Source organism: Nocardia veterana NBRC 100344 (genome assembly GCF_000308855.1).
GTDB lineage: Bacteria > Actinomycetota > Actinomycetes > Mycobacteriales > Mycobacteriaceae > Nocardia > Nocardia veterana.
The window spans coordinates 16,207-33,406 of sequence record NZ_BAGM01000014.1; the positions used below are offsets into that span (position 1 = coordinate 16,207).

Sequence of the window (17,200 nt, forward strand, 5' to 3'; positions counted from 1 at the left end):
TTTTCCGGAATTTATCGTTTCGTTATTCGAATTGCCGCGTTCCTATTTGGTTTCCATCCGCTCGTGGCGAATCATGGCTCCCCGGATCCAAGGATCGACAGATCACCGTGGTGTTTCGGAAATCTGCTCTCGCTACGAGATTCGGAGGAACGCATCATGGCAGGAACCGCAGAGGGTCGATGTACCCGTTTGCTCCACCGTTCGGCCTGGTCGACCGCGGTAGCACTGGCAGTTCTGGCCGGTGCCGCGGGAACGGCGACGATAACGGCAGCGCCGGTGAGCGCTCAATCTCCATTACCCGCCCCGGTCGTGCCGGGAATTTCCCCCCTTCCCCAGATCGCAATTCCGGGGCTGATTCCGGAGATTCAGCCGGCACCGCCGGAAACCCCGAAATCGCTCGGGGAGCGGGCCTTGGAGGCCGCGGAGTCGAAGCTGGGGTCGAGCTATCGGACCGGCGCCGCCGGCCCGGATGCCTTCGACTGCTCGGGGTTGGTGCAGTGGTCCTATCGGCAGGTGGGCGTCGAACTGCCGCGCACCAGCTACGACCAGCTGTCCGCCGGTGTGCCCGTCCCGTTGGACGCGCTGCAGCCGGGTGATCTGGTCTCGTTCTACGGCGGCGGACATTCCGCGCTGTATGCGGGTGACGGGACCGTGGTCCACGCCGCGACCAGTGGCGAGGGAGTCATCCGCTCCGCGATCGCCCAGATGCCGGTCACGGCTGCCCGTCGGTTCTGAGCGGTGACACCGAATGCGGTGCGCGGCACCGTGATTCGAGGCCGGTGCCGGTGGCCGGCACGGGCGAACGGATCCCGAGGGTGACCGGCCGAGTGGATCGTGCTCGGCCGGTCATCCGAGTCCGTCGGCTAACGCCGGGTGGACTGCCGTTTCGAAATCGCCTGCAGGCTGAAGGCCGGTGCGGGCTGGGCGGGCGCCGGCGATTCCTCGGTATGCGCCCGCGGCCAGGCGCGGCCGCTGTCGGCGAGTCCGAGATCGCTTGTCACCGTGGCATTCTCGCGCCGTGACGGGGCATCCACCTCGGCGAGGCCGACCAGCACCACGAGCATGATGGTGACGAGTGTGACGACCATGATCAGCGGGGTGAGCAGCTGTACCGAATCGACGCCGCCGGTCGGCTCGCTCATCGAATCCATCCGGTGCGCGGTCATGGATGCCATTCCCGTGTAATGCATTCCGCAGACCGCGAGGCCCATGATCAGGGCCGCGCCGAGGGTAGCGGAGAGCCCGCGCACGTGCAGGACGAACCAGAGCGCGGCGGTCGCGGCCACGACCGCGATGAGAATCGACAGGGCCACCAGTCCCGTGCTGTATTCGATGTGCGCACCCGCGTGCATCGCGTGCATGCCGAGGTAGTGCATGGCGGCCACGCCGAAGCCGGTGATCATGCCGCCCAGCGGGAGCGCGATCGCCTCGCGATGGCCCCGCACCACGATCGACAGTCCGACCCAGACCACCAGGATGGCGATGGCAGCGCTGAGCAGTGTCATCGGAACGTCGTAACGGATGTTCGCACCGTGGATGGCGAACCCGAGCATGGCGGTGAAGTGCATGACCCAGATGCCGGCGCCGCCCAGCGAGACGCCGCGGCGATCAGCCAGCCGCCCGGCCAGCGGGAGGCTCGGGCGTGCGTGGCGCATCGCAATGCCAGCACCGAACCGATGACGGACATGACATAGGCCAGGGCGGGCGTCACCCAGCCGTGGCTGAAATGGTCGAGCTCGAGCACGAGGTCTCCATAAACGGAAGAGGGGTTATGAATTCGTGACCGGACGATAGTTCACATCGCTCATGATCGTTAGTCGCGCCGGCTCTTGCCCGGGGTCCGGCGCACCTCCCGACCGGTCGGTGAACCCGCAGGTGATACCGGTTCACGGGGTGTGTGCACGGTGTTTGCCGGAATGTCTGGAGGAGGACAGACGAACAGGGTGTGTTCTGGCGCACTTGCGCCATGTTTGCGATGGCCGATTCGGTGGTCTCGCGCCTCCGGAATCCGAGCCGGTACCGAATACGCCGACGCGGGCGATATCATATGAAAACCGTATTAACCGACCGGGGGGTACCGATGAGCCCGCAGACGGATGGCCCGACCGCGCAGCAGCGGCGCCGGTTGACCGTGGCCGTCAAGGATGCGTTGCGCGAGTTGAATATCCAGCTCGCGCTGCTCAATCGGCGGTTCGGTGGACAGGTCGAACTCCGCGACGTGGATTGGACCTGTCTGGACCTGATCAACCGGCAGGGACCGATCTCGCCGTCCGTGCTGGCCCGCCGGACCGGGCTGCATCCGGCCACCCTGACCGGCATCCTGGACCGCCTGCAGAAGGGCGGCTGGATCGTCCGGGAGCGTGATCCGGAATCCAATGATCGCCGCGCGGTCACCCTGCGGGCCGTCCGGGAACGCAATGCCGCCCTGTTCCAGGTGTTCTCCGGAATGAATCGGCGCATGGACCAGGTGCTCGAGCGCTACTCGGCGGCGGAACTCGAGGTGATCGCCGACTTCCTCCGACGGACGGGAACCGCCGGCGTCGAATCGGCCGAGGAGCTCGGCCGCTGAGGACCGGCCCGCCGGCCGCCGAGGCGGCGACTATCCGTGCGGCCGGACCGGCAGTTCGGTCAATCCGCGGATCAACAGACTGGGCTGCCGGCGCGGCGTGAAGTCCGGGGCCGGCGCCGGCTTCGGAAACCTGCGCAGCAGCGGCGCGGGCGACGGTGGCCTCCATTCGGGCCGGCCGCGCGCCGACGCAGAAGCAGCCTGCACAGCCGCGTGTGATCCGATGGATCGCTGTTGAGAATGTGGGTGCTGAGCGCCTGCACATCCGGATTCGACAGGGCGTCGGACCTGTTGCGGCGAAATATTTCCGCGGCGCCGAGGGCATCCTTGCGCAACCGCGGGTCCGCCAGCGCCGCCTCGCCCTCGGCGTACCCGATCACGACCGAGCACGGAATGCCGTGCGTGTCGGCCCGGGTGAAAAGGTCGACCGCACCCAACGTGCCGAAAATGTGGCGGGGGTGGCGGGCGGGCATCGGGGAAATGCCGCGCCCGCAGGGGATTTCGGCCGTCAGCGGCGGGTGATCCGGGCCCAGGCCGCCAGCAGGCGGGGGACCACGACGTAAACGGCGGACGGGACCACGAACGCCGTCAGTACGAGTGCGCGCAGCACGGGCGACCAGTCGGCGGTGAACGGCGCCATCACCGTCATCCCGAGGGCGACCATCGGGAAGATCGCGAGCCAGGTGAGCAGGGCACGCAGATGGATCGAGGGTAGGGCGGGGGTGGGCCGAGTGGTGCCGGGAGCGGTGGTGGTCACGATGTCTCCTCAATTCCAACTAACTGGTTGTAGATCAGAGTAGACACCATGGAGGCGGCATCTGCAACTGTTCGGTTGGAATTTTGTTAGGGTGGGCGCATGGCCTGGGACACCGAACGCACCAAACGTCTGCTGCTGGACGCCGCCGCGGCGGAATTCTGCGAGCGCGGGCTGGCCGGTGCGCGCGTCGACCGCATCGCCGCGGCGGCGGGGGTCAACAAGGAGCGCATCTACAAGTACTTCGGGCCGAAGGATCAGCTGTTCGCGACCGTCATCAGTCGGGAGATCGGTGCGCTCGGCGAGGCGGTGCACCTCGAGGGTGAGGGTCCCGCGGCGGTGGTCGATTACGCCGAGCGGTTCTTCGATCATCTGTGCGCACAGCCGGCTCTGGCGCGCCTGTTGTTCTGGGAGGGGCTGGAATTGGGCGTGCCGGTGGCCGAGGCCGTCCGGCGCGAGGGCATGCTCGGCAAGATCCGCGATATCCGTCGCGCGGTGCCGCAACTGTCGCAATCCCGCGCACGAGAGCTGCTGCTGACCATTCTGTCACTGTGCTACAGCTGGCAGGCGCTCCCGACGCTGGACCGGCTCGCCGCCGGTGCGGCGGCGGAAGGCCCGGAGCGGCAACGGGTTCGGCGGGCGGCGATCGGCCGGGCAATCGCCGCCGACCTTGCCGCCGAACTCGCCGTCAGCAATCCCTAGCTCGTTACGTGGCCCAGGAAATCCGCTGTCAGCACGGCGGTTTGGGACAGACGGGTCTCGAGCGCGAAACGACAGGTGTCGAACAGGTGTAGTTCGGCTTCGGGTAGATCGGCGAGGTAGGCCTTCCCGGGCGCATTCCGTTGTTAGGCTCGGATAGGCACACGATTCGTACGCATAAAGGAGCGAGGATGGCTGAGGTCCTGGTCGCCGAGGTGGAGTCGGATCCTCAGCCGTGGGCGGGCCGCCGAGATCGCTCCAGCGCGAACTTCTCCCTCGCCGGCATTCCGGACGGGGTGCAGGAACTGCTGTGGTTGACCGAACCCCACAGCGCCGCGACGCGCTTCAGCGTGATGTCGGATGTGCGCGCCAACTTCGACCAGCGCGTCCTGTCCAATGTCGCGTCCGGATCGAAGACCCGCATCCCCCGGGAGCGGGAATCCCTGTCGCGCCGCGGTTTCTACATCGCCAACCCCTCCGGCTCGACCGAGCCGTTCACCGTGCGGGTGTACGCCGTGATCCCCGACTGACCTGCGGGCCCGCCCCACGCCCGCATTCCGGTGCGGCCGGAGCTTCCACGCAAACCTGGGCGTGAGTGCGGGGAAACCGGAAATCCTGCCGAGGTTCGCACGATCAGTTCACCTGCAACCCAGCCGAGGGGTACGTCTCCCGAAACGCCTCCCGCAACAGCACCGCCTCCCGCGCCCCCCGCTCCGCGATCCCGGCCAGGATCTCGCCGACGCGCCAGTAATGCGAGGGGACCAGCACGCCGGAGGTCACGACGGTCAACGCGATGTCCGCCGCCTCGTCGGGCTTGTCTGCCGCGACCAGTGCGCGCGCGAGGTCGAGGTTCGCCATCGCGATCCGGCGCGGGCGAATTGTGGGGGCGCGGCCGAGGTCCGCCAGCACCTGCCGGGCGTAGCCCTCGCCGGCCGGGTCGCCGAGCCAAGCGAGGGTGGTGGCGACGTACGCGTCCGATTTCGCGGGGTCGAACCGGAAGTGGTGTTCCGGCCGTTCAGGGGTTTCCAGATCGGACACCAGACGAGCCACTCTCCGCAGCGCGGCATAGGTCCCTCGCCGATCCTCGAGTCGCGCCAATGCGCGGCCCTCCTGTGCGGTGGCCTGGATATATGCCGAACTTCCGGTCGGCGCCAGTGATTGCGCCCCGCGCGACAACTCGACCGCGCTCGCGTACTTCCCGCTCGTCAATTGTTCCCACGCCCGGGTCTCCAAGCACCACGCGGCGATTTCTCGGTGTTCCGCTTCCGCCGCGAGCTTCCATGCCAGATGTCCGCGTGCGGCAGCATCGGAGATCTCGCCCAGATCGATGTGGCATGTCGCGGCCAAGAGGGAGAGCCAGCCCACCGTGACCAACAGGCGCCGGTGTTGAGTGAGAGTCATTCGACCGTCCATCAGCCGACCGGCGTAGCCCAAGTGGCGGCGAATACGAACCAGAAGCTCGCGTGGCCGGGTGGTCGGGTACGCCGCCGCCAACTCGTCCACGGCCGCCTCGAGCTGGTCCAACGTGTCGGCGCCAAGATCGGAGGAGGCGACCCGGCACAGCCATTCCGACGCAGCCTGTTCTCCGTTCGCCGCTTCCACGAACAGCGCCGAACCCACCCCCAGCACACCGGCGTAAGCGCGGACGTGCTCGGCCTTGACGGTGCGCTGACCGGTCTCCAACATCCCGAGTAGTGGCTTGCTGTAGTGCGTCCGCATGGCCATAGCGGACAGGCTGAGTCCGGCCGCTTCCCGCGCCGCGCGCAGTTGGGCGCCGCTGACGATCTCCCCGCCGGGATTCATGTGTGCCACGGTATCCGTGCTCCGGGTCGAGTTGTAGACGGTTGTGAACGCGGAGTTGCTTCCCGGCCCAATTCTCCACGCCTAGCGTCTTTTTCGTTCCTGTTCGCCCCGCGCGGCGGGTGCGGATCAATCGACGATCGAAGGGGGTGATCGGTGGGTTTTCCGGTGTGGTGGGACGGGGCTGCCGGTGGGCGGGACCGAGCTGCGCGGCGGTCCGCGCTCGGTCCGGAGGACGGCCCGCTTTATCTCCAGCGCGATGACGGTTCGTGGTGGTTCGTGGGTCCGGATGGGTGGCCGGTCGCGCCGGAGGAGTATCCGGGGCCGGTGGCGGACGTGGTCGGCCCGGTGCCGGATTCGGTAGCGGACGAGGAGGTGTGATGAGTGGAGGGTGGGTATGTCTGGGGTGGACGATCGTGGTCGGCCTGCCGGTCGCGGTGCTGGTGGCGGCGATCCTGTGGCCGCCGCGGATTCCGAAAGATCGCTCGGTGGAAGCGATTCGGCGCCGGATCGAAGCCGAGGACGGGTGCGGCGAGGCCCGGCGACGGCCGGGACGGCCCACATAGCGGCGGGCCGTCTCGAATCACCGCCACGCGGGTGTCCGATGTTTCGTATGCTCGGTGATAACGGACGGGGGACGTCGGTGCTGGATCTCGAGGGTTCAGCTGGAGGAAGGTCCTCGCGGATGGACAGTCGCGAGGTGGGCGAGATCGCCCTGGAATGGTCGGCGGCCCTGCACCGCAGCGATGCCGCGCCGACCTCGGTGCCGCCCGATATCCACCGGCTGACCGGGTGGATCGTCGAACTCGAGGCCGCCTTGTCGAGCCGGCCGTTCGATCCGTCCCCGGCGGCGCGGATCGGTGCCGAGATGGTCCGGTCGAACCTCGTCGACCCGGCCGCGTTGACCCCCGCCGCGACGGCGGTGGCCGGTTTGCTGGAGCGGTCCCGGTTACCGGATCGAACGCGCCGTTTCGGGGTACTGCTGGGCGAGCTGGGTCGCGGCTACAGCGCCGAATTGCTGAAGGCGGATGCCGAGCGCCGGGAGGGTACCGACCAGCGCTTCCGGGTCGTGTTCGAACACGCCGCGGTGGCGATCGCGCTCTACGACAGCAACGGGGTCACGCTCGAAGCCAACCCCACCACCGCCCGGATGGTCGGCATCGATCAGAAGGATCTGCCGGGGGTCTCCGGTCTGGACCTGATGCATCCGGAGGACCGCGACAAGCTTCGCGACGTCGTGGTCGACCTGTATCGGCGTCGCAGCGGCACCGTCCATTTCGAGGGGCGGTTCGTGCGCCCCGACGGCACCGTCTGCTGGGGCGCCTGGACGATGACCCTGGTGCGCGGCGCCGGCGGTCGGGATCTGCGGCTGCTCGCCGTCGGCCAGGACATCACCGAGCGCCGGGCGATGGAGCGGAAACTGTGGTGGCAGGCCCGCCACGACCCGTTGACCGGACTGGCGAATCGGCACTGCCTGCTCGAACAGTTGGAAGCGATCATCGCGACGGCCCGGCCCGCCGACCACATCGGTTTGTGCTTCCTCGACCTCGACGAATTCAAGATGATCAACGACCGCTACGGTCACCGCGCGGGCGACAGCGTACTGGCCGAGGTGGGGCGCAGGCTGGACGCGGCGATGACCTCGCCGACGGTCACCGTCGGGCGGATCGGCGGAGACGAATTCGTGGCGCTGCTGGCGCCGCCGTGTAGCGAGGCCATCGCCGACGCCGCCGCCCGGACGATGCTGGCGACGCTGCGCGAACCGGTCCCGGTAGGTCCGGATGCCGCGATGTCGCTGTCGGCCAGCATCGGGGCCGTGGTGGCCCCGGTGGCCGGCGCGAATGCCGAGAAATTGCTCGACGACGCCGATCTCGGCCTGTACCGGGCCAAGGCCGCCGGCCGCGGCACCTGGGTGCTGCACCGCGACGCCGACGGCCCCGCCGAACCCTCGACCGGTGCCCCCTGATCGACGTGCGGGGGCGTCCCGCAATGCGGGTATGCCCACAGCCGGTCCTCACCGTGGGCTCCGGGGCGACGAGAATCAATCGTCGGCGCCCACCGGCGTCGACTCGTCTTTGAAGCAGTTGGAAACGATGCGCCAGAACGCCGGTGCGGGCATGGCCTGAAAGTTCCAGTCGTCGGTCTGTTGGTGCACGGTCGTGACGATCAAATCGATATCGAAGTCGTCTCGTGTTGCCGCCCCGGTGGATTCGACCCTGTCGATGACAAATCGCTTCGCAACTTCACGCGAAGGGCCGCTGAGCCGTGAGCCGGCCCGGCCGAGAGCCGATGACTGCGTCATTGTGCACACCCCTGTCGTAGAACCCGCGGGCGAGCCGGCGGTCGCTGCCCGAGCCGGCGCCTGCGGAATATCGATGATTCCCCGAAAACGCTTGACGCAGAAAAGCTTAGGACCCGGCAGCTGACATCCGGTTGTAGCCGAAAACACAATTCGGAGCGAAGGATTGTCGCCAGCCCAAAACCGGATGAATCAGGCTCCGACCGGCCTGCCGGGCACCGGGGACGCTGCCGCCCTGCCCACCGCGGACTCGTCGGCCGGGTACGAGGCGAGGTCGGGAAATGTGTTGATCGCCTGCAGGGCGGCGACGAATTCGGCGAGCCGGGCCGGGCTCGACAGGGAGCAACCCAGCCGCTCTTCCAGCCGGCGCATGCGATATCGGACGGTGTTCTCGTGGCAGTACAGGGCGTTCGCGGCCTGTGCGGCCGAACCGTCGGCATCCAGCCAGGCCCGGGCAGTGGCGAGATGGGTGCCGCGTTCGTCGTCGGGCAGGGTGAGCACACCACCGAGGACCCGCCAGACGAATTGCCGTGTCGAATCCAGATTGGCGATGACCAGAGCGCTGATCGGCGTATCGGAGATCTGATTCACGCCGACGGTGCCGGCAGGCATCGTCTCGAGGGCCGTGCGGGCGAAACGAGCCGCACGCGAAGTCATATCGAGTCGTTCGAACTCCGGACTGACACCGACCCGAGCGGCCGCGGTAGCGGAGACGACCTCGAGAATGTCGGCGAGGGTTTGGCCGCTGCCTCGGTAGATGATGCCGATCTCGCGATCGGGCTGCGACCGCCATGCCGATGCGGTACCACGCCGACGGAGGACGTCTTCCAGATGGACCTTCGCCTTGTCGGCGATCGGGGTCGACTCGGCGGCGACAACCACGAATGCCCCTTCGAAAGGCAGCCCGAGAGTCTGCGAGATCTCCCAGGCCGTCTGCCGGTCGTCGGCGCTGCCGTCCAGCAGCGTCGCGACCAGAGCGGACCGCCTGCGATCTTCGGCCACCATGATCGCGGTCATCTGGTCCCGGTAGGCCTCGGTCACGGCTGTCGAGAATTCCAGGTTCAGCAGCCACAGATCCGCCGCCGCGTCGGTCAGTGCCTTCGTCTCCCGGCTGCCCGCCGCGCGGGCCGCGTCCAGCAGCCATTTCCACAGCAGGGAGAAACCGAGGGTGTAGGCCCGGAGCAGTTCGGGCAGCGGCACTCCCATGGCCGCGCGTTCGCGACCGGTCCGCTCCGCGGTCGACACATCGACCGGGAGGTTGTATTGGAGTTGATCCAGCGAACGTTCGATGTTGCGGCGCAGGTTGGCCGCGAGCATCGCCCGCGGCACCACCGTGTCGTCCTTGTAGAGGTCGATCTGCGCCCTGGTGAGGTCCACCAGCTCGTCGACGAGGTCATCGAGTCGCAGCCGCAGAGTGGCCGCCAGCTCGGCAATGACAGGATCCGGTTCGCGACCACGCACACGGCTGACTCTACTCAGGCCGACAGTGGTTGATTCTCAAGAACTGCGACAACCGCCCTGTCAACGGCACCAGCTGACTTACGTGGTCGACCGTCCGGGCTCCGGCACATCTCGCGCGTGAGGTCATTGCGCGAGCGACGTCTACCCCGCGTCGGCTGGGCCGTTAGGTGGGGGTGGGTGTCGGGCGGCGGCATCGAGTTGATCACGAAGGGTCGAGATCACCACGTCTCGGGACGTATTTTCGAGGTGGGCGACGCGGACGGTGAGCACATTGATCAGAACAATGGCAGGCGTGAGAATCGGTGAAACATCCACTCCGACAATGACATCCGGGGGCTTCGTCACAATTACCGGTTCCAGGTCGGTAAGTCCGGCGAGTACGCGATTGAGCGCCTGTCCTGGATTGTCCGGGTCATCGAGTGCCTTTGCCGTTTCCAGGAGGAGGTTGCCGACGCGGCTCGCGTGTTCGGTGAGGCCGACTTGGGCGGTGGCCCCGGTAGCGAGTCGGGCGTCGTCCGCGAGCACACGGTCGGCTCGGATCTGAAGCGCTCCAGCGTGGCCGGACCGGGCGGTTATCGCGACATAGATTCCCACTGGCCTGCCCGCTTCGTCCCACAGGGGTACGTCGTCATCGTCGGATTGCGGGTCGGAGGCGAGGTCCTGGGCTGCGGATCGGTCGACGATGCCGCCGACGAGTGGCATCCAGATGGACGAAATGTCGTGCGGTGCGCTCCCATTCAGCGTGATGGTCCATTTCCCCGCAGTGACGGCTATCCCGCTGAACATGTCGTAGTCGTCGGATACCTCCGACATATCGACGGAAGCCAGGGGCGCGACAGCCCGGATGGCGTCGGCGAGGCCATGGGGACCGAATGTGTCGACTATGTCGACCGCGAACGCGCCGCCCTGGTCCGGGTTGATCCAGTCGATGTCCCGATCGAGGTAAATCCACCTGTCCGCGAGCTGACTGATCTGGCGGGGCGCTCGTCGCGCCCACCAGTCGACGTCGCCGCGCACAGCGCTGATGGTCGGCGACGCCAGAAATTCCGCTTGGTCCCAGCCATAGTTGTCTTTGATCGTGCCGGTCGCATATCCACTCGCGGTGAGTACGAAGTCGCCGGTGACGGTGCCGAATGTGGTGGAGTATGCCGCCGAGACTCCGACCACCCCGCTCTCCGTGAGCTGGTCCGCAGCCTCGAGGAGTGCTTGCGAGGGAGAGTCGACGATGGACTGCCACTCCGGAACTTCCTTGGACACGCAGTCTCCTCATCGGTCTTCATTGCGCTGAGCATGAGCCTAAAACCCATATACAGGTACCTATTCCATGTGATGGGAGGGACGGCGTACCGCCGATTCTCATCGCGAGAGCGTGCCCTTCGATCTGGTGCCGATCACACGTCGATGGCTGCCGCCGCCATCGAGCGGTCTACGCCACGGAGCCGGCGTTCTCCGACATCGGGTACCCCGGAGCGCCGTCGATGGTTTCCCGCTGCCACACCCGAGGTAGCTCGTGTTCCACACCGCGCGTCGGCGTCGAAAGAAAGGACGGCCAGCCGGATGGCATATCTGGCACGGAGTCGGCGCGCGGTTCGTCTCATTGTCATGAAACAGCAGGTCAAGGCGTGCCCTCGGCAGGATTCGAACCTGCGACACCCGCTTTAGGAGAGCGGTGCTCTATCCCCTGAGCTACGAGGGCGGAGGACCGCGACCGAAGGGCTGAAAACCCCGCTGCGGCAACGAGATTCACATCGCTCGAACGTTATCGGTCCGCCGTGCCGAGCCGCGTTCTCGGGTGAGCCGCGAATCGGGCGTGCGTCAGTCTAACCTGTCGCGCCGGTGCGGCGCCGGGTCGCTGCCGTGCGGCGGGCCGAGCCATGTCTGGACAAAAGCTACTCACCCTCACATACTGTGAGTCGGTGAAGTACTGGAGGTCAGTAAATGGTTGTCAGTATGCAGGACCGGGCGGCGGGGCCGGATGAACCGCTGCCGGTAGGGCCGCCGCGTGATTCCCGGGCGGTCGCCTTTGCCGATGCCGGAATGCGGTGGTGGGAGGAGCATCCGAAGCGGGCGTTGGAGACCTTCGGCCGACAGTTGGCCATGAGCCAGGCGCTGATCGCGGGGGTGGCCGTCTCGATCGTGCGCCGGCGCTTCCATTGGCGGGAATTCGTGCGGCAGTGCGGCTTCATGTCCAGCGTGTCGGCGATCCCCACCCTGATCGTCGCGATTTCCGTCGGGGTGGTGGTCTCGCTCCAGGTCAGCCTCGTCATCAAACAGGTCGGCGCGCAGTCCTTCGTCGGCGCGGCCGTCGGCATCGGGGTCGTGAAACAGGGTGCGCCACTGGTGACGTCGATCATGATCGCGGGCGCGGTGGGATCCGCGATCTGTGCCGACCTCAGCTCGCGCACCATCCGTGAAGAGATCGACGCGATGCGCGTGATGGGTGTGGACCCGCTGCAGCGGCTGGTCGGACCCCGGCTACTCGCCGCCACCCTCGTCAGCGTCATGTTGTGCGGCTTCGTGGTGTTCGTCGGCTTCGGCGCGACCTACGGATTCTTCGTCTTCGCCGAACACGGCACCTCCGGATCGTTCATCTCCACCTTCGTCGGTTTCGCGAACTCGAACGACCTGCTGCTCGCCTTCGTCAAATCCGCGCTGTTCGGCATCTTCACCGCGGTCATCGCGAGCTATCACGGCCTCAACGCCCGAGGCGGACCGGCCGGTGTCGCCGATGCCGTGAACGCCGCCGTCGTGCAGTCGGCGCTGGTGCTCTTCGGCGCCAATGTGGTGATCTCGCAGATCTACGACACCGTCGTCCCGAGTCGGCTGGGGTAACCATGGCATCCGGCTACACACCCGCACTGCTGCGCCCGGCCCGGCTGGCCGGCCCGCCCGCCCGCGGCCTCGCGGGGATGGGGCACATGGTCTTCTTCCTCTACCGCTCACTCGCGGCGATCCCGCTGACGCTGCGGCACTATTCGCGCGAGGTCACGCGGCTCACCGCCGACGTGTCCTGGGGCAACGGCACCTTGATCGCCGGCGGCGGCACCGTGGGCGTCATGATCGTCATGTGCGCCTTCGGCGGCATGACCGTCGGGATCGAGGCCTATACCAATCTCGACCTGCTCAGCATCGGTCAGCTCACCGGAGCGGTGTCGGCGCTGGGCGGAATCCGGGAAATCGCACCGATTCTCGCGACCCAGGCCTTCATCGTTCAGGCCGGCTGCCGCTTCACCGCCCAGCTGGGAGCGATGCGGATCTCCGAGGAGATCGACGCACTGGAATCGCTGGCCATCCGGCCCATGCCGTATCTGGTGACGACCCGGATCATCGCCGGTTCGGTGGTCGCGGTTCCGCTGTATGTCGCGGCGCTGGCGGTGTCGATGCTCGCCACCGAGCTGACCGTCGCGGTCATCGGCAATGTGCCGCCGGGCACCTACGGCCACTATTTCGACATCTTCGCGGTGCCGATCGATCTGCTCTACTCGGTGCTGAAGGTCTTCGTCATGGTGGCGCTGACGATCTTCATCCAGTGCTATTACGGCTATTTCGCCAGCGGTGGGCCGGAAGGTGTCGGCGTCGCGGCGGGGCGGGCGATCCGCATGTCGATCATCGTCACCGTCATCGTGAATCTCGCTATGTCCATGGCTATTTGGGGAACCGCCGTCGGCTCCGCCCGACTGTCCGGATGAGGAGGAAGCGATGCTGGGTGTGGAGGAAACGACGCTGCGCACGCCCGCGCAGCGAGTGTTGGACGAAGTCGACAACGTCGTCATCGGGAAACGTCCGATCGTCACCGCGGTTCTGACGGCGATCCTCGCCGGCGGCCACGTTCTGGTCGAAGATCTACCGGGGCTCGGGAAAACCCTGCTGGCCAAGTCTTTCGCCCGTGCGCTCGGACTGAACGTCACCCGCGTCCAGTTCACCCCGGACATGCTGCCCGCCGATCTGGTGGGATCGACGATATTCGACGCGCGCACCGGCAATTTCGAATACCGGCCGGGACCGATCTTCAGCAATATCGTCATCGCGGACGAAATCAACCGGACGGCGCCGAAGACGCAGTCGGCGCTGTTGGAGGCGATGGCCGAGGGTCAGGTGTCGGTCGACGGCACCACCCGGCCGCTACCGTCACCGTTCCTCGTGCTGGCCACCGAGAATCCGATCGAACACGAGGGCACCTACCCACTGCCGAACGCGCAGCTCGACCGGTTCGCGGTGCGGCTGCGACTCGGCTATCTCACGGCCGGTGAGGAGAAGTCGTTGCTGCGCCGGCGAGTACAGAGCACGGTGCGGGATCCGGTGGCCCATCGCGTCGTCGAACTGCCGGACGTCCTGAGGATGCGCGAATCGGTCGATGCGGTGATCGTGCACGACGACATCCTCGAGTACATCGTCGCGCTGGTGCGCTCGACCCGAAGCCACATCCACATCGAGGTCGGGGCCAGTCCCCGCGCGCAGCTGGACCTGTTGCAGCTGGCTCGCGCCCACGCCTTGCTCGCCGGACGCGATTTCGTGATCCCGGACGATGTCAAGGCCCTGGCGGTGCCGGTGCTGGCGCATCGCGTGTCGCTACGTCCGGAGATGTGGTTGCGCCGGATTCGCGGGGAAACGGTCATCGAGGAAATCGTGTCGAAGGTGCCCGCCCCGCGCGTTTCGGTGCCCGGAGCGCACGGTCGCACCCACTGAGATCGGGTGCGGCACAGCGAAGTCGACGGATCCGAGCGCATCGTGGAGGGCCAGGTGAACGAGTTCGCGGAGGTGGTGCGCCGGAGCCGGCGCCCGGCACTGCTCGTGCTGCTCATGGCCGCGTTGGTCGTTGTGGTGGCCGGCACCGGCGGGCCCCGGCTGGCCGATACCCCGGCCGAGCATTCGGCAGCGCCGTCACGGCACAGCCCGCTGCCGGTGGTCGTGCTGGCGATCGTCGCGACCGTCGTCATCGTGGTGGCGATGCTGGCGTATCTGCGGCATCCGGGTCCGGCGGTCGACGTGGTGTCCGGCTCGACGGAAAAGCGGCGGTCGCTTCGATTCTCGCGCCGCGGGCTGCTGACCACCGCGGCGGTCGCGGCGGCGGGGACGGTCGCGGTGATCGCGGTGGCGTCGGTCGCACGGATATCCGTTCCGGCCGGCGACATCCGCCCGATGCGCGATACGCACGACTCGACCGTGGCCGGGCAGGCGCCACCGCCGGATACGCCGGTGACCGGCTCCGGGCCACCGCCGGGCCCCGGGATCGCCGTCGGGATCGCCGGGGTGTGTGTGGTGGCGGCCGCGGTCGTCACCGGCGGCGTGATCGTGGTCCGATCCAGACGGCGCGACCCGGTGGCTGCCGCGGCCGAGGAGGTCGCGGTGCACCGGCCGCCCGCCTCGGGGCGGTCGATCGCGGCGCGCGCGGCCGCCGAACTGGCAGCGCCGCAACGGGATCCGCGAGCCGCGATCATCGCCTGCTACGCCGTCATGGAATCGGCATTCGGCACGTCCGGCACGATGCAGGTATCCGGCGCGGACACGGCGGCGGAGGTGCTGGCCAAGGCGGTACGAGCCGGTGTGGTGACCGGACCCGCCGCGGCCGAGCTGGTCGAGCTGTTCTGCGAGGCCCGCTTCAGCCCGCATCCGATGACCGACGCGCACCGGCACCGGGCCGCGGAACTACTGACCGCCGTGATCGGCACCGGGAGGTCGTGATGACCCGACTCGACATCCACGCGGCAGCCGCACTGGTCGTGGCTTTCGCCGTGCAGCTCGCGGCCCTGCTGGCCGACCGGATGTCCGCTGCCGCGGCCGCCGGCGCCGTCGTCCTCGCGCTGTCCACGGTCGTATTCGTCACGCAGGTGGCCCGAGCACCCGTGGCCGCGGCGGCCCGCGACGATGCCGCCGCTGCCGATGAACGGGACCGGCTGCTGCGCAAGCGGTCTCGCGCCTCGGTGCTGCTCGACCACGCCGACGGCACGGCCGGGGAGTGGGACCGGCACGTGCGGCCGGTGCTGGCTCGTGAATTCCTGCTGGCGCTGGGAAGTACGCACCGCGACGATCCCGAGGCCGCGTCCCGGGTGGGGCGAGACTTCTTCGGCGAACGGTCGTGGCGGTGGGTCGATCCGGCGGGGGCCGAGCCGGGGACGGCACAGCGGCCGGGCCCGGGGCGGGCCACCTTCGTCACGATCGTCGAGCGTTTGGGGGAGCTGTGAATACTTCCCTGGGACAACATGATTCGGTTTCGCGAGAATCCGCGGTGCACTGGCGGCCGGCCCCGGCGGTCGTGGCGGCGGTGTCGTGCGCGGGGCTGCTGGTGGCGGCCGCGTTGCTGTTCGCCCAGCCGCGCCTGGTGGTCTTCGCGGCCCCGATGTTCGCCTCGGCCTGGGCTTCGACGAGTCGCGGCACCGCCCGGGTCCGGGCCTGGATCACCGATGCGGAGACCGTCGAGACCACGGTCGTCCGATGCGTCGAGGGCGAACCGGTCGAGGTGCATGTTCACGTCGAGACCACGGACGGGGCCGTGCTGCGACGCCGGTACATCCCGGCGATCGACGGGATCGAGTCCACTGGATACCCGGACGAGGAATCACGATCGGTGCGGCTGACACCGCGCATGTGGGGGCGATATCCGGTGCCGGTGCAGGTGGAGCTGACGGACCGGACCGGCCTGTCCCGCGGTACCGCGCTGCTGCGCCCGCTGATTCTGCAGGTGCTGCCGGCGATCGACGAACAGCCGGTGACGGCCGCCGGCGGAGCGTCGTTGAATCGGGTGGGGTCGCATCCGACCGCGCGCGCGGGCACCGGCTCGGAATACGCCGACATCAGACCGTTCGCCCCCGGCGACAGTGTGCGCCTGATCAATTGGCGCGCCACCGCCCGCCGCGGATCGGTTCTCGTCACCGCTCGCGCACCCGAGCACGCCCACGACATCGTGCTGATGATCGAGGACCCGGTGGTGACCGGCGGGCAACCGAGTACGGCCGCCGATCGGGCCGTCCGCGCGACGGCGCTGCTGGCCCGGGCGGCGCTGCGGTCCGGCGACCGAGTGGGCCTGATCTGCCTCGGCAGCCGGCCGCGATGGCTGGCGGTCGGGGCCGAGCGGCACCAGTTCGTCGGCCTGATGTCGACCCTGCTGGACCCGGACGTACCCGCGGCGGACACCTTCCCCGGGACCGTGGTGCCGCGGCACGCGGTCCCGCCGGCGGCGACCGTCGTAGCCTTGTCCACCCTGGCCGAGACGCGCTTCGTCGCGACCGTATCGGAGTTGCGCAAGCGCGGCCACCGCACCGTCGTCGTCGACGTCTCGGACGACACCGCCGCCGGTGCCGAGGATCCGGTCGTCGAGCGGCTCCGGCGGCTGGAACGGTCGGGCCTGTACCGCGACCTGCGAGCGGTGGGAATCGAGGTATTCCCCTGGCCGGGAGAGCGATTGGTGCCCGAGGTGCTGGGCTCCGACCCCGCCGACACCGTGGTCGACGGGAGATTCCGATGAGGCCGGCGCCGATCGTCGCCGGCGCGGCCGCCGGAGCCATGGCCGGAGCGGTCGTGGCGCAGTCGGAGACGACCGATGGCGCGCTCCTCGCGGTGGCCGTGCTGGTCGCCGCCGGCGCGGGCCTGCGCACCGGGTGGGTGGCCTGCGGCACGGTGCTCA

At 68.1% G+C, this 17,200-nt stretch carries 19 protein-coding genes and 1 tRNA gene; 13 read left to right on the forward strand and 7 right to left on the reverse strand.

Annotated elements, in window-relative coordinates; genetic code table 11:
- Positions 1-156 precede the first annotated feature (156 nt).
- On the forward strand, positions 157-735 hold the full coding sequence (locus tag ON37_RS03465; RefSeq protein ID WP_083892697.1) for a C40 family peptidase: 579 nt from the start codon (positions 157-159) through the stop codon (positions 733-735).
- Between the two features lie 128 nt (positions 736-863).
- Here ON37_RS03465 and ON37_RS03470 read toward each other — a convergent pair whose 3' ends face one another.
- A complete protein-coding gene (locus ON37_RS03470) occupies positions 864-1,655 on the reverse strand; it encodes an MHYT domain-containing protein (RefSeq protein WP_245552974.1) in 792 nt (263 codons plus the stop codon).
- A gap of 425 nt (positions 1,656-2,080) precedes the next feature.
- Here ON37_RS03470 and ON37_RS03475 point away from each other — a divergent pair, with 425 nt between their 5' ends.
- Positions 2,081-2,569 carry a MarR family winged helix-turn-helix transcriptional regulator gene (locus ON37_RS03475; RefSeq protein ID WP_040716603.1) on the forward strand — a complete coding sequence of 163 codons (489 nt, stop codon included), beginning with the start codon at positions 2,081-2,083 and terminating at the stop codon, positions 2,567-2,569.
- Positions 2,570-3,074: 505 nt separating this feature from the next.
- Here ON37_RS03475 and ON37_RS03485 read toward each other — a convergent pair.
- The gene (locus ON37_RS03485) at positions 3,075-3,323 is read right to left on the reverse strand and encodes a putative antibiotic biosynthesis monooxygenase (RefSeq protein ID WP_210740982.1); all 249 of its coding nucleotides are present in this window, start codon (positions 3,321-3,323) and stop codon (positions 3,075-3,077) included.
- A gap of 99 nt (positions 3,324-3,422) precedes the next feature.
- Between ON37_RS03485 and ON37_RS03490 the strand changes: the two genes are divergently transcribed.
- The gene (locus tag ON37_RS03490) at positions 3,423-4,022 is read left to right on the forward strand and encodes a TetR/AcrR family transcriptional regulator (protein WP_040716611.1); all 600 of its coding nucleotides are present in this window, start codon (positions 3,423-3,425) and stop codon (positions 4,020-4,022) included.
- 188 nt (positions 4,023-4,210) lie between these two features.
- On the forward strand, positions 4,211-4,549 hold the full coding sequence (locus tag ON37_RS03495) for a hypothetical protein (RefSeq protein WP_040716614.1): 339 nt from the start codon (positions 4,211-4,213) through the stop codon (positions 4,547-4,549).
- 103 nt (positions 4,550-4,652) lie between these two features.
- Here the strand turns inward: ON37_RS03495 and ON37_RS03500 are convergent, their stop codons facing one another.
- Positions 4,653-5,822 carry a helix-turn-helix domain-containing protein gene (locus ON37_RS03500; RefSeq protein ID WP_051031123.1) on the reverse strand — a complete coding sequence of 390 codons (1,170 nt, stop codon included), beginning with the start codon at positions 5,820-5,822 and terminating at the stop codon, positions 4,653-4,655.
- Between the two features lie 153 nt (positions 5,823-5,975).
- On the opposite strand from ON37_RS03500, the gene ON37_RS03505 reads away from it, so the two are divergent.
- The 3 genes from ON37_RS03505 to ON37_RS03515 all read left to right on the forward strand — a co-directional run bounded on the left by ON37_RS03505 (position 5,976) and on the right by ON37_RS03515 (position 7,785).
- Complete coding sequence (locus tag ON37_RS03505) at positions 5,976-6,200, forward strand: hypothetical protein (protein ID WP_040716616.1); 225 nt, start codon at positions 5,976-5,978, stop codon at positions 6,198-6,200.
- The gene (locus ON37_RS33405) at positions 6,200-6,385 is read left to right on the forward strand and encodes a hypothetical protein (protein ID WP_040716618.1); all 186 of its coding nucleotides are present in this window, start codon (positions 6,200-6,202) and stop codon (positions 6,383-6,385) included. Before ON37_RS03505 ends, ON37_RS33405 begins: the two co-directional genes overlap by 1 nt.
- Before the next feature lie 119 nt (positions 6,386-6,504).
- Positions 6,505-7,785, forward strand: coding sequence for a sensor domain-containing diguanylate cyclase (locus ON37_RS03515; protein ID WP_051031125.1), 1,281 nt, complete (start codon positions 6,505-6,507; stop codon positions 7,783-7,785).
- A gap of 75 nt (positions 7,786-7,860) precedes the next feature.
- Here the strand turns inward: ON37_RS03515 and ON37_RS03520 are convergent, their stop codons facing one another.
- The 4 genes from ON37_RS03520 to ON37_RS03535 all read right to left on the reverse strand — a co-directional run bounded on the left by ON37_RS03520 (position 7,861) and on the right by ON37_RS03535 (position 11,275).
- A complete protein-coding gene (locus ON37_RS03520) occupies positions 7,861-8,121 on the reverse strand; it encodes a hypothetical protein (protein ID WP_040716620.1) in 261 nt (86 codons plus the stop codon).
- A gap of 189 nt (positions 8,122-8,310) precedes the next feature.
- Positions 8,311-9,579, reverse strand: coding sequence for a PucR family transcriptional regulator (locus ON37_RS03525; protein WP_051031127.1), 1,269 nt, complete (start codon positions 9,577-9,579; stop codon positions 8,311-8,313).
- 141 nt (positions 9,580-9,720) lie between these two features.
- Positions 9,721-10,836 (reverse strand): hypothetical protein, encoded by a 1,116-nt coding sequence (locus tag ON37_RS03530; RefSeq protein ID WP_040716622.1) that lies wholly within the window; start codon positions 10,834-10,836, stop codon positions 9,721-9,723.
- Positions 10,837-11,202: 366 nt separating this feature from the next.
- Positions 11,203-11,275, reverse strand: a tRNA-Arg gene (locus ON37_RS03535).
- Between the two features lie 242 nt (positions 11,276-11,517).
- Here ON37_RS03535 and ON37_RS03540 point away from each other — a divergent pair.
- From ON37_RS03540 to ON37_RS03565, 6 genes are read left to right on the forward strand one after another with little or no spacing between them, the layout of a single operon-like run.
- Positions 11,518-12,411 carry an MlaE family ABC transporter permease gene (locus ON37_RS03540; RefSeq protein WP_373281973.1) on the forward strand — a complete coding sequence of 298 codons (894 nt, stop codon included), beginning with the start codon at positions 11,518-11,520 and terminating at the stop codon, positions 12,409-12,411.
- Between the two features lie 2 nt (positions 12,412-12,413).
- Positions 12,414-13,268, forward strand: coding sequence for an ABC transporter permease (locus ON37_RS03545; protein WP_040716624.1), 855 nt, complete (start codon positions 12,414-12,416; stop codon positions 13,266-13,268).
- Between the two features lie 10 nt (positions 13,269-13,278).
- Positions 13,279-14,265 carry an AAA family ATPase gene (locus ON37_RS03550; protein ID WP_051031130.1) on the forward strand — a complete coding sequence of 329 codons (987 nt, stop codon included), beginning with the start codon at positions 13,279-13,281 and terminating at the stop codon, positions 14,263-14,265.
- A gap of 6 nt (positions 14,266-14,271) precedes the next feature.
- Complete coding sequence (locus ON37_RS30750) at positions 14,272-15,261, forward strand: DUF4129 domain-containing protein (RefSeq protein ID WP_051031132.1); 990 nt, start codon at positions 14,272-14,274, stop codon at positions 15,259-15,261.
- Entirely contained in the window at positions 15,261-15,761 is a 501-nt protein-coding gene (locus tag ON37_RS30755; RefSeq protein WP_051031135.1) for a hypothetical protein, read from the forward strand. The genes ON37_RS30750 and ON37_RS30755 overlap by 1 nt, the downstream gene beginning before the upstream one ends.
- Complete coding sequence (locus tag ON37_RS03565) at positions 15,758-17,041, forward strand: DUF58 domain-containing protein (protein WP_157171336.1); 1,284 nt, start codon at positions 15,758-15,760, stop codon at positions 17,039-17,041. Before ON37_RS30755 ends, ON37_RS03565 begins: the two co-directional genes overlap by 4 nt.
- The last annotated feature ends 159 nt before the right edge of the window (positions 17,042-17,200 follow it).

Excerpts from the sequence above, each read along its gene's own strand:
- ON37_RS03465 (WP_083892697.1), top strand. The coding sequence starts at position 157 with ATGGCAGGAACCGCAGAGGGTCGATGTACCCGTTTGCTCCACCGTTCG.
- ON37_RS03470 (WP_245552974.1), bottom strand. The coding sequence starts at position 1,655 with ATGCGCCACGCACGCCCGAGCCTCCCGCTGGCCGGGCGGCTGGCTGAT.
- ON37_RS03475 (WP_040716603.1), top strand. The coding sequence starts at position 2,081 with ATGAGCCCGCAGACGGATGGCCCGACCGCGCAGCAGCGGCGCCGGTTG.
- ON37_RS03490 (WP_040716611.1), top strand. The coding sequence starts at position 3,423 with ATGGCCTGGGACACCGAACGCACCAAACGTCTGCTGCTGGACGCCGCC.
- ON37_RS03495 (WP_040716614.1), top strand. The coding sequence starts at position 4,211 with ATGGCTGAGGTCCTGGTCGCCGAGGTGGAGTCGGATCCTCAGCCGTGG.
- ON37_RS03500 (WP_051031123.1), bottom strand. The coding sequence starts at position 5,822 with ATGAATCCCGGCGGGGAGATCGTCAGCGGCGCCCAACTGCGCGCGGCG.
- ON37_RS33405 (WP_040716618.1), top strand. The coding sequence starts at position 6,200 with ATGAGTGGAGGGTGGGTATGTCTGGGGTGGACGATCGTGGTCGGCCTG.
- ON37_RS03515 (WP_051031125.1), top strand. The coding sequence starts at position 6,505 with ATGGACAGTCGCGAGGTGGGCGAGATCGCCCTGGAATGGTCGGCGGCC.
- ON37_RS03520 (WP_040716620.1), bottom strand. The coding sequence starts at position 8,121 with ATGACGCAGTCATCGGCTCTCGGCCGGGCCGGCTCACGGCTCAGCGGC.
- ON37_RS03540 (WP_373281973.1), top strand. The coding sequence starts at position 11,518 with ATGGTTGTCAGTATGCAGGACCGGGCGGCGGGGCCGGATGAACCGCTG.
- ON37_RS03545 (WP_040716624.1), top strand. The coding sequence starts at position 12,414 with ATGGCATCCGGCTACACACCCGCACTGCTGCGCCCGGCCCGGCTGGCC.
- ON37_RS03550 (WP_051031130.1), top strand. The coding sequence starts at position 13,279 with ATGCTGGGTGTGGAGGAAACGACGCTGCGCACGCCCGCGCAGCGAGTG.
- ON37_RS30755 (WP_051031135.1), top strand. The coding sequence starts at position 15,261 with ATGACCCGACTCGACATCCACGCGGCAGCCGCACTGGTCGTGGCTTTC.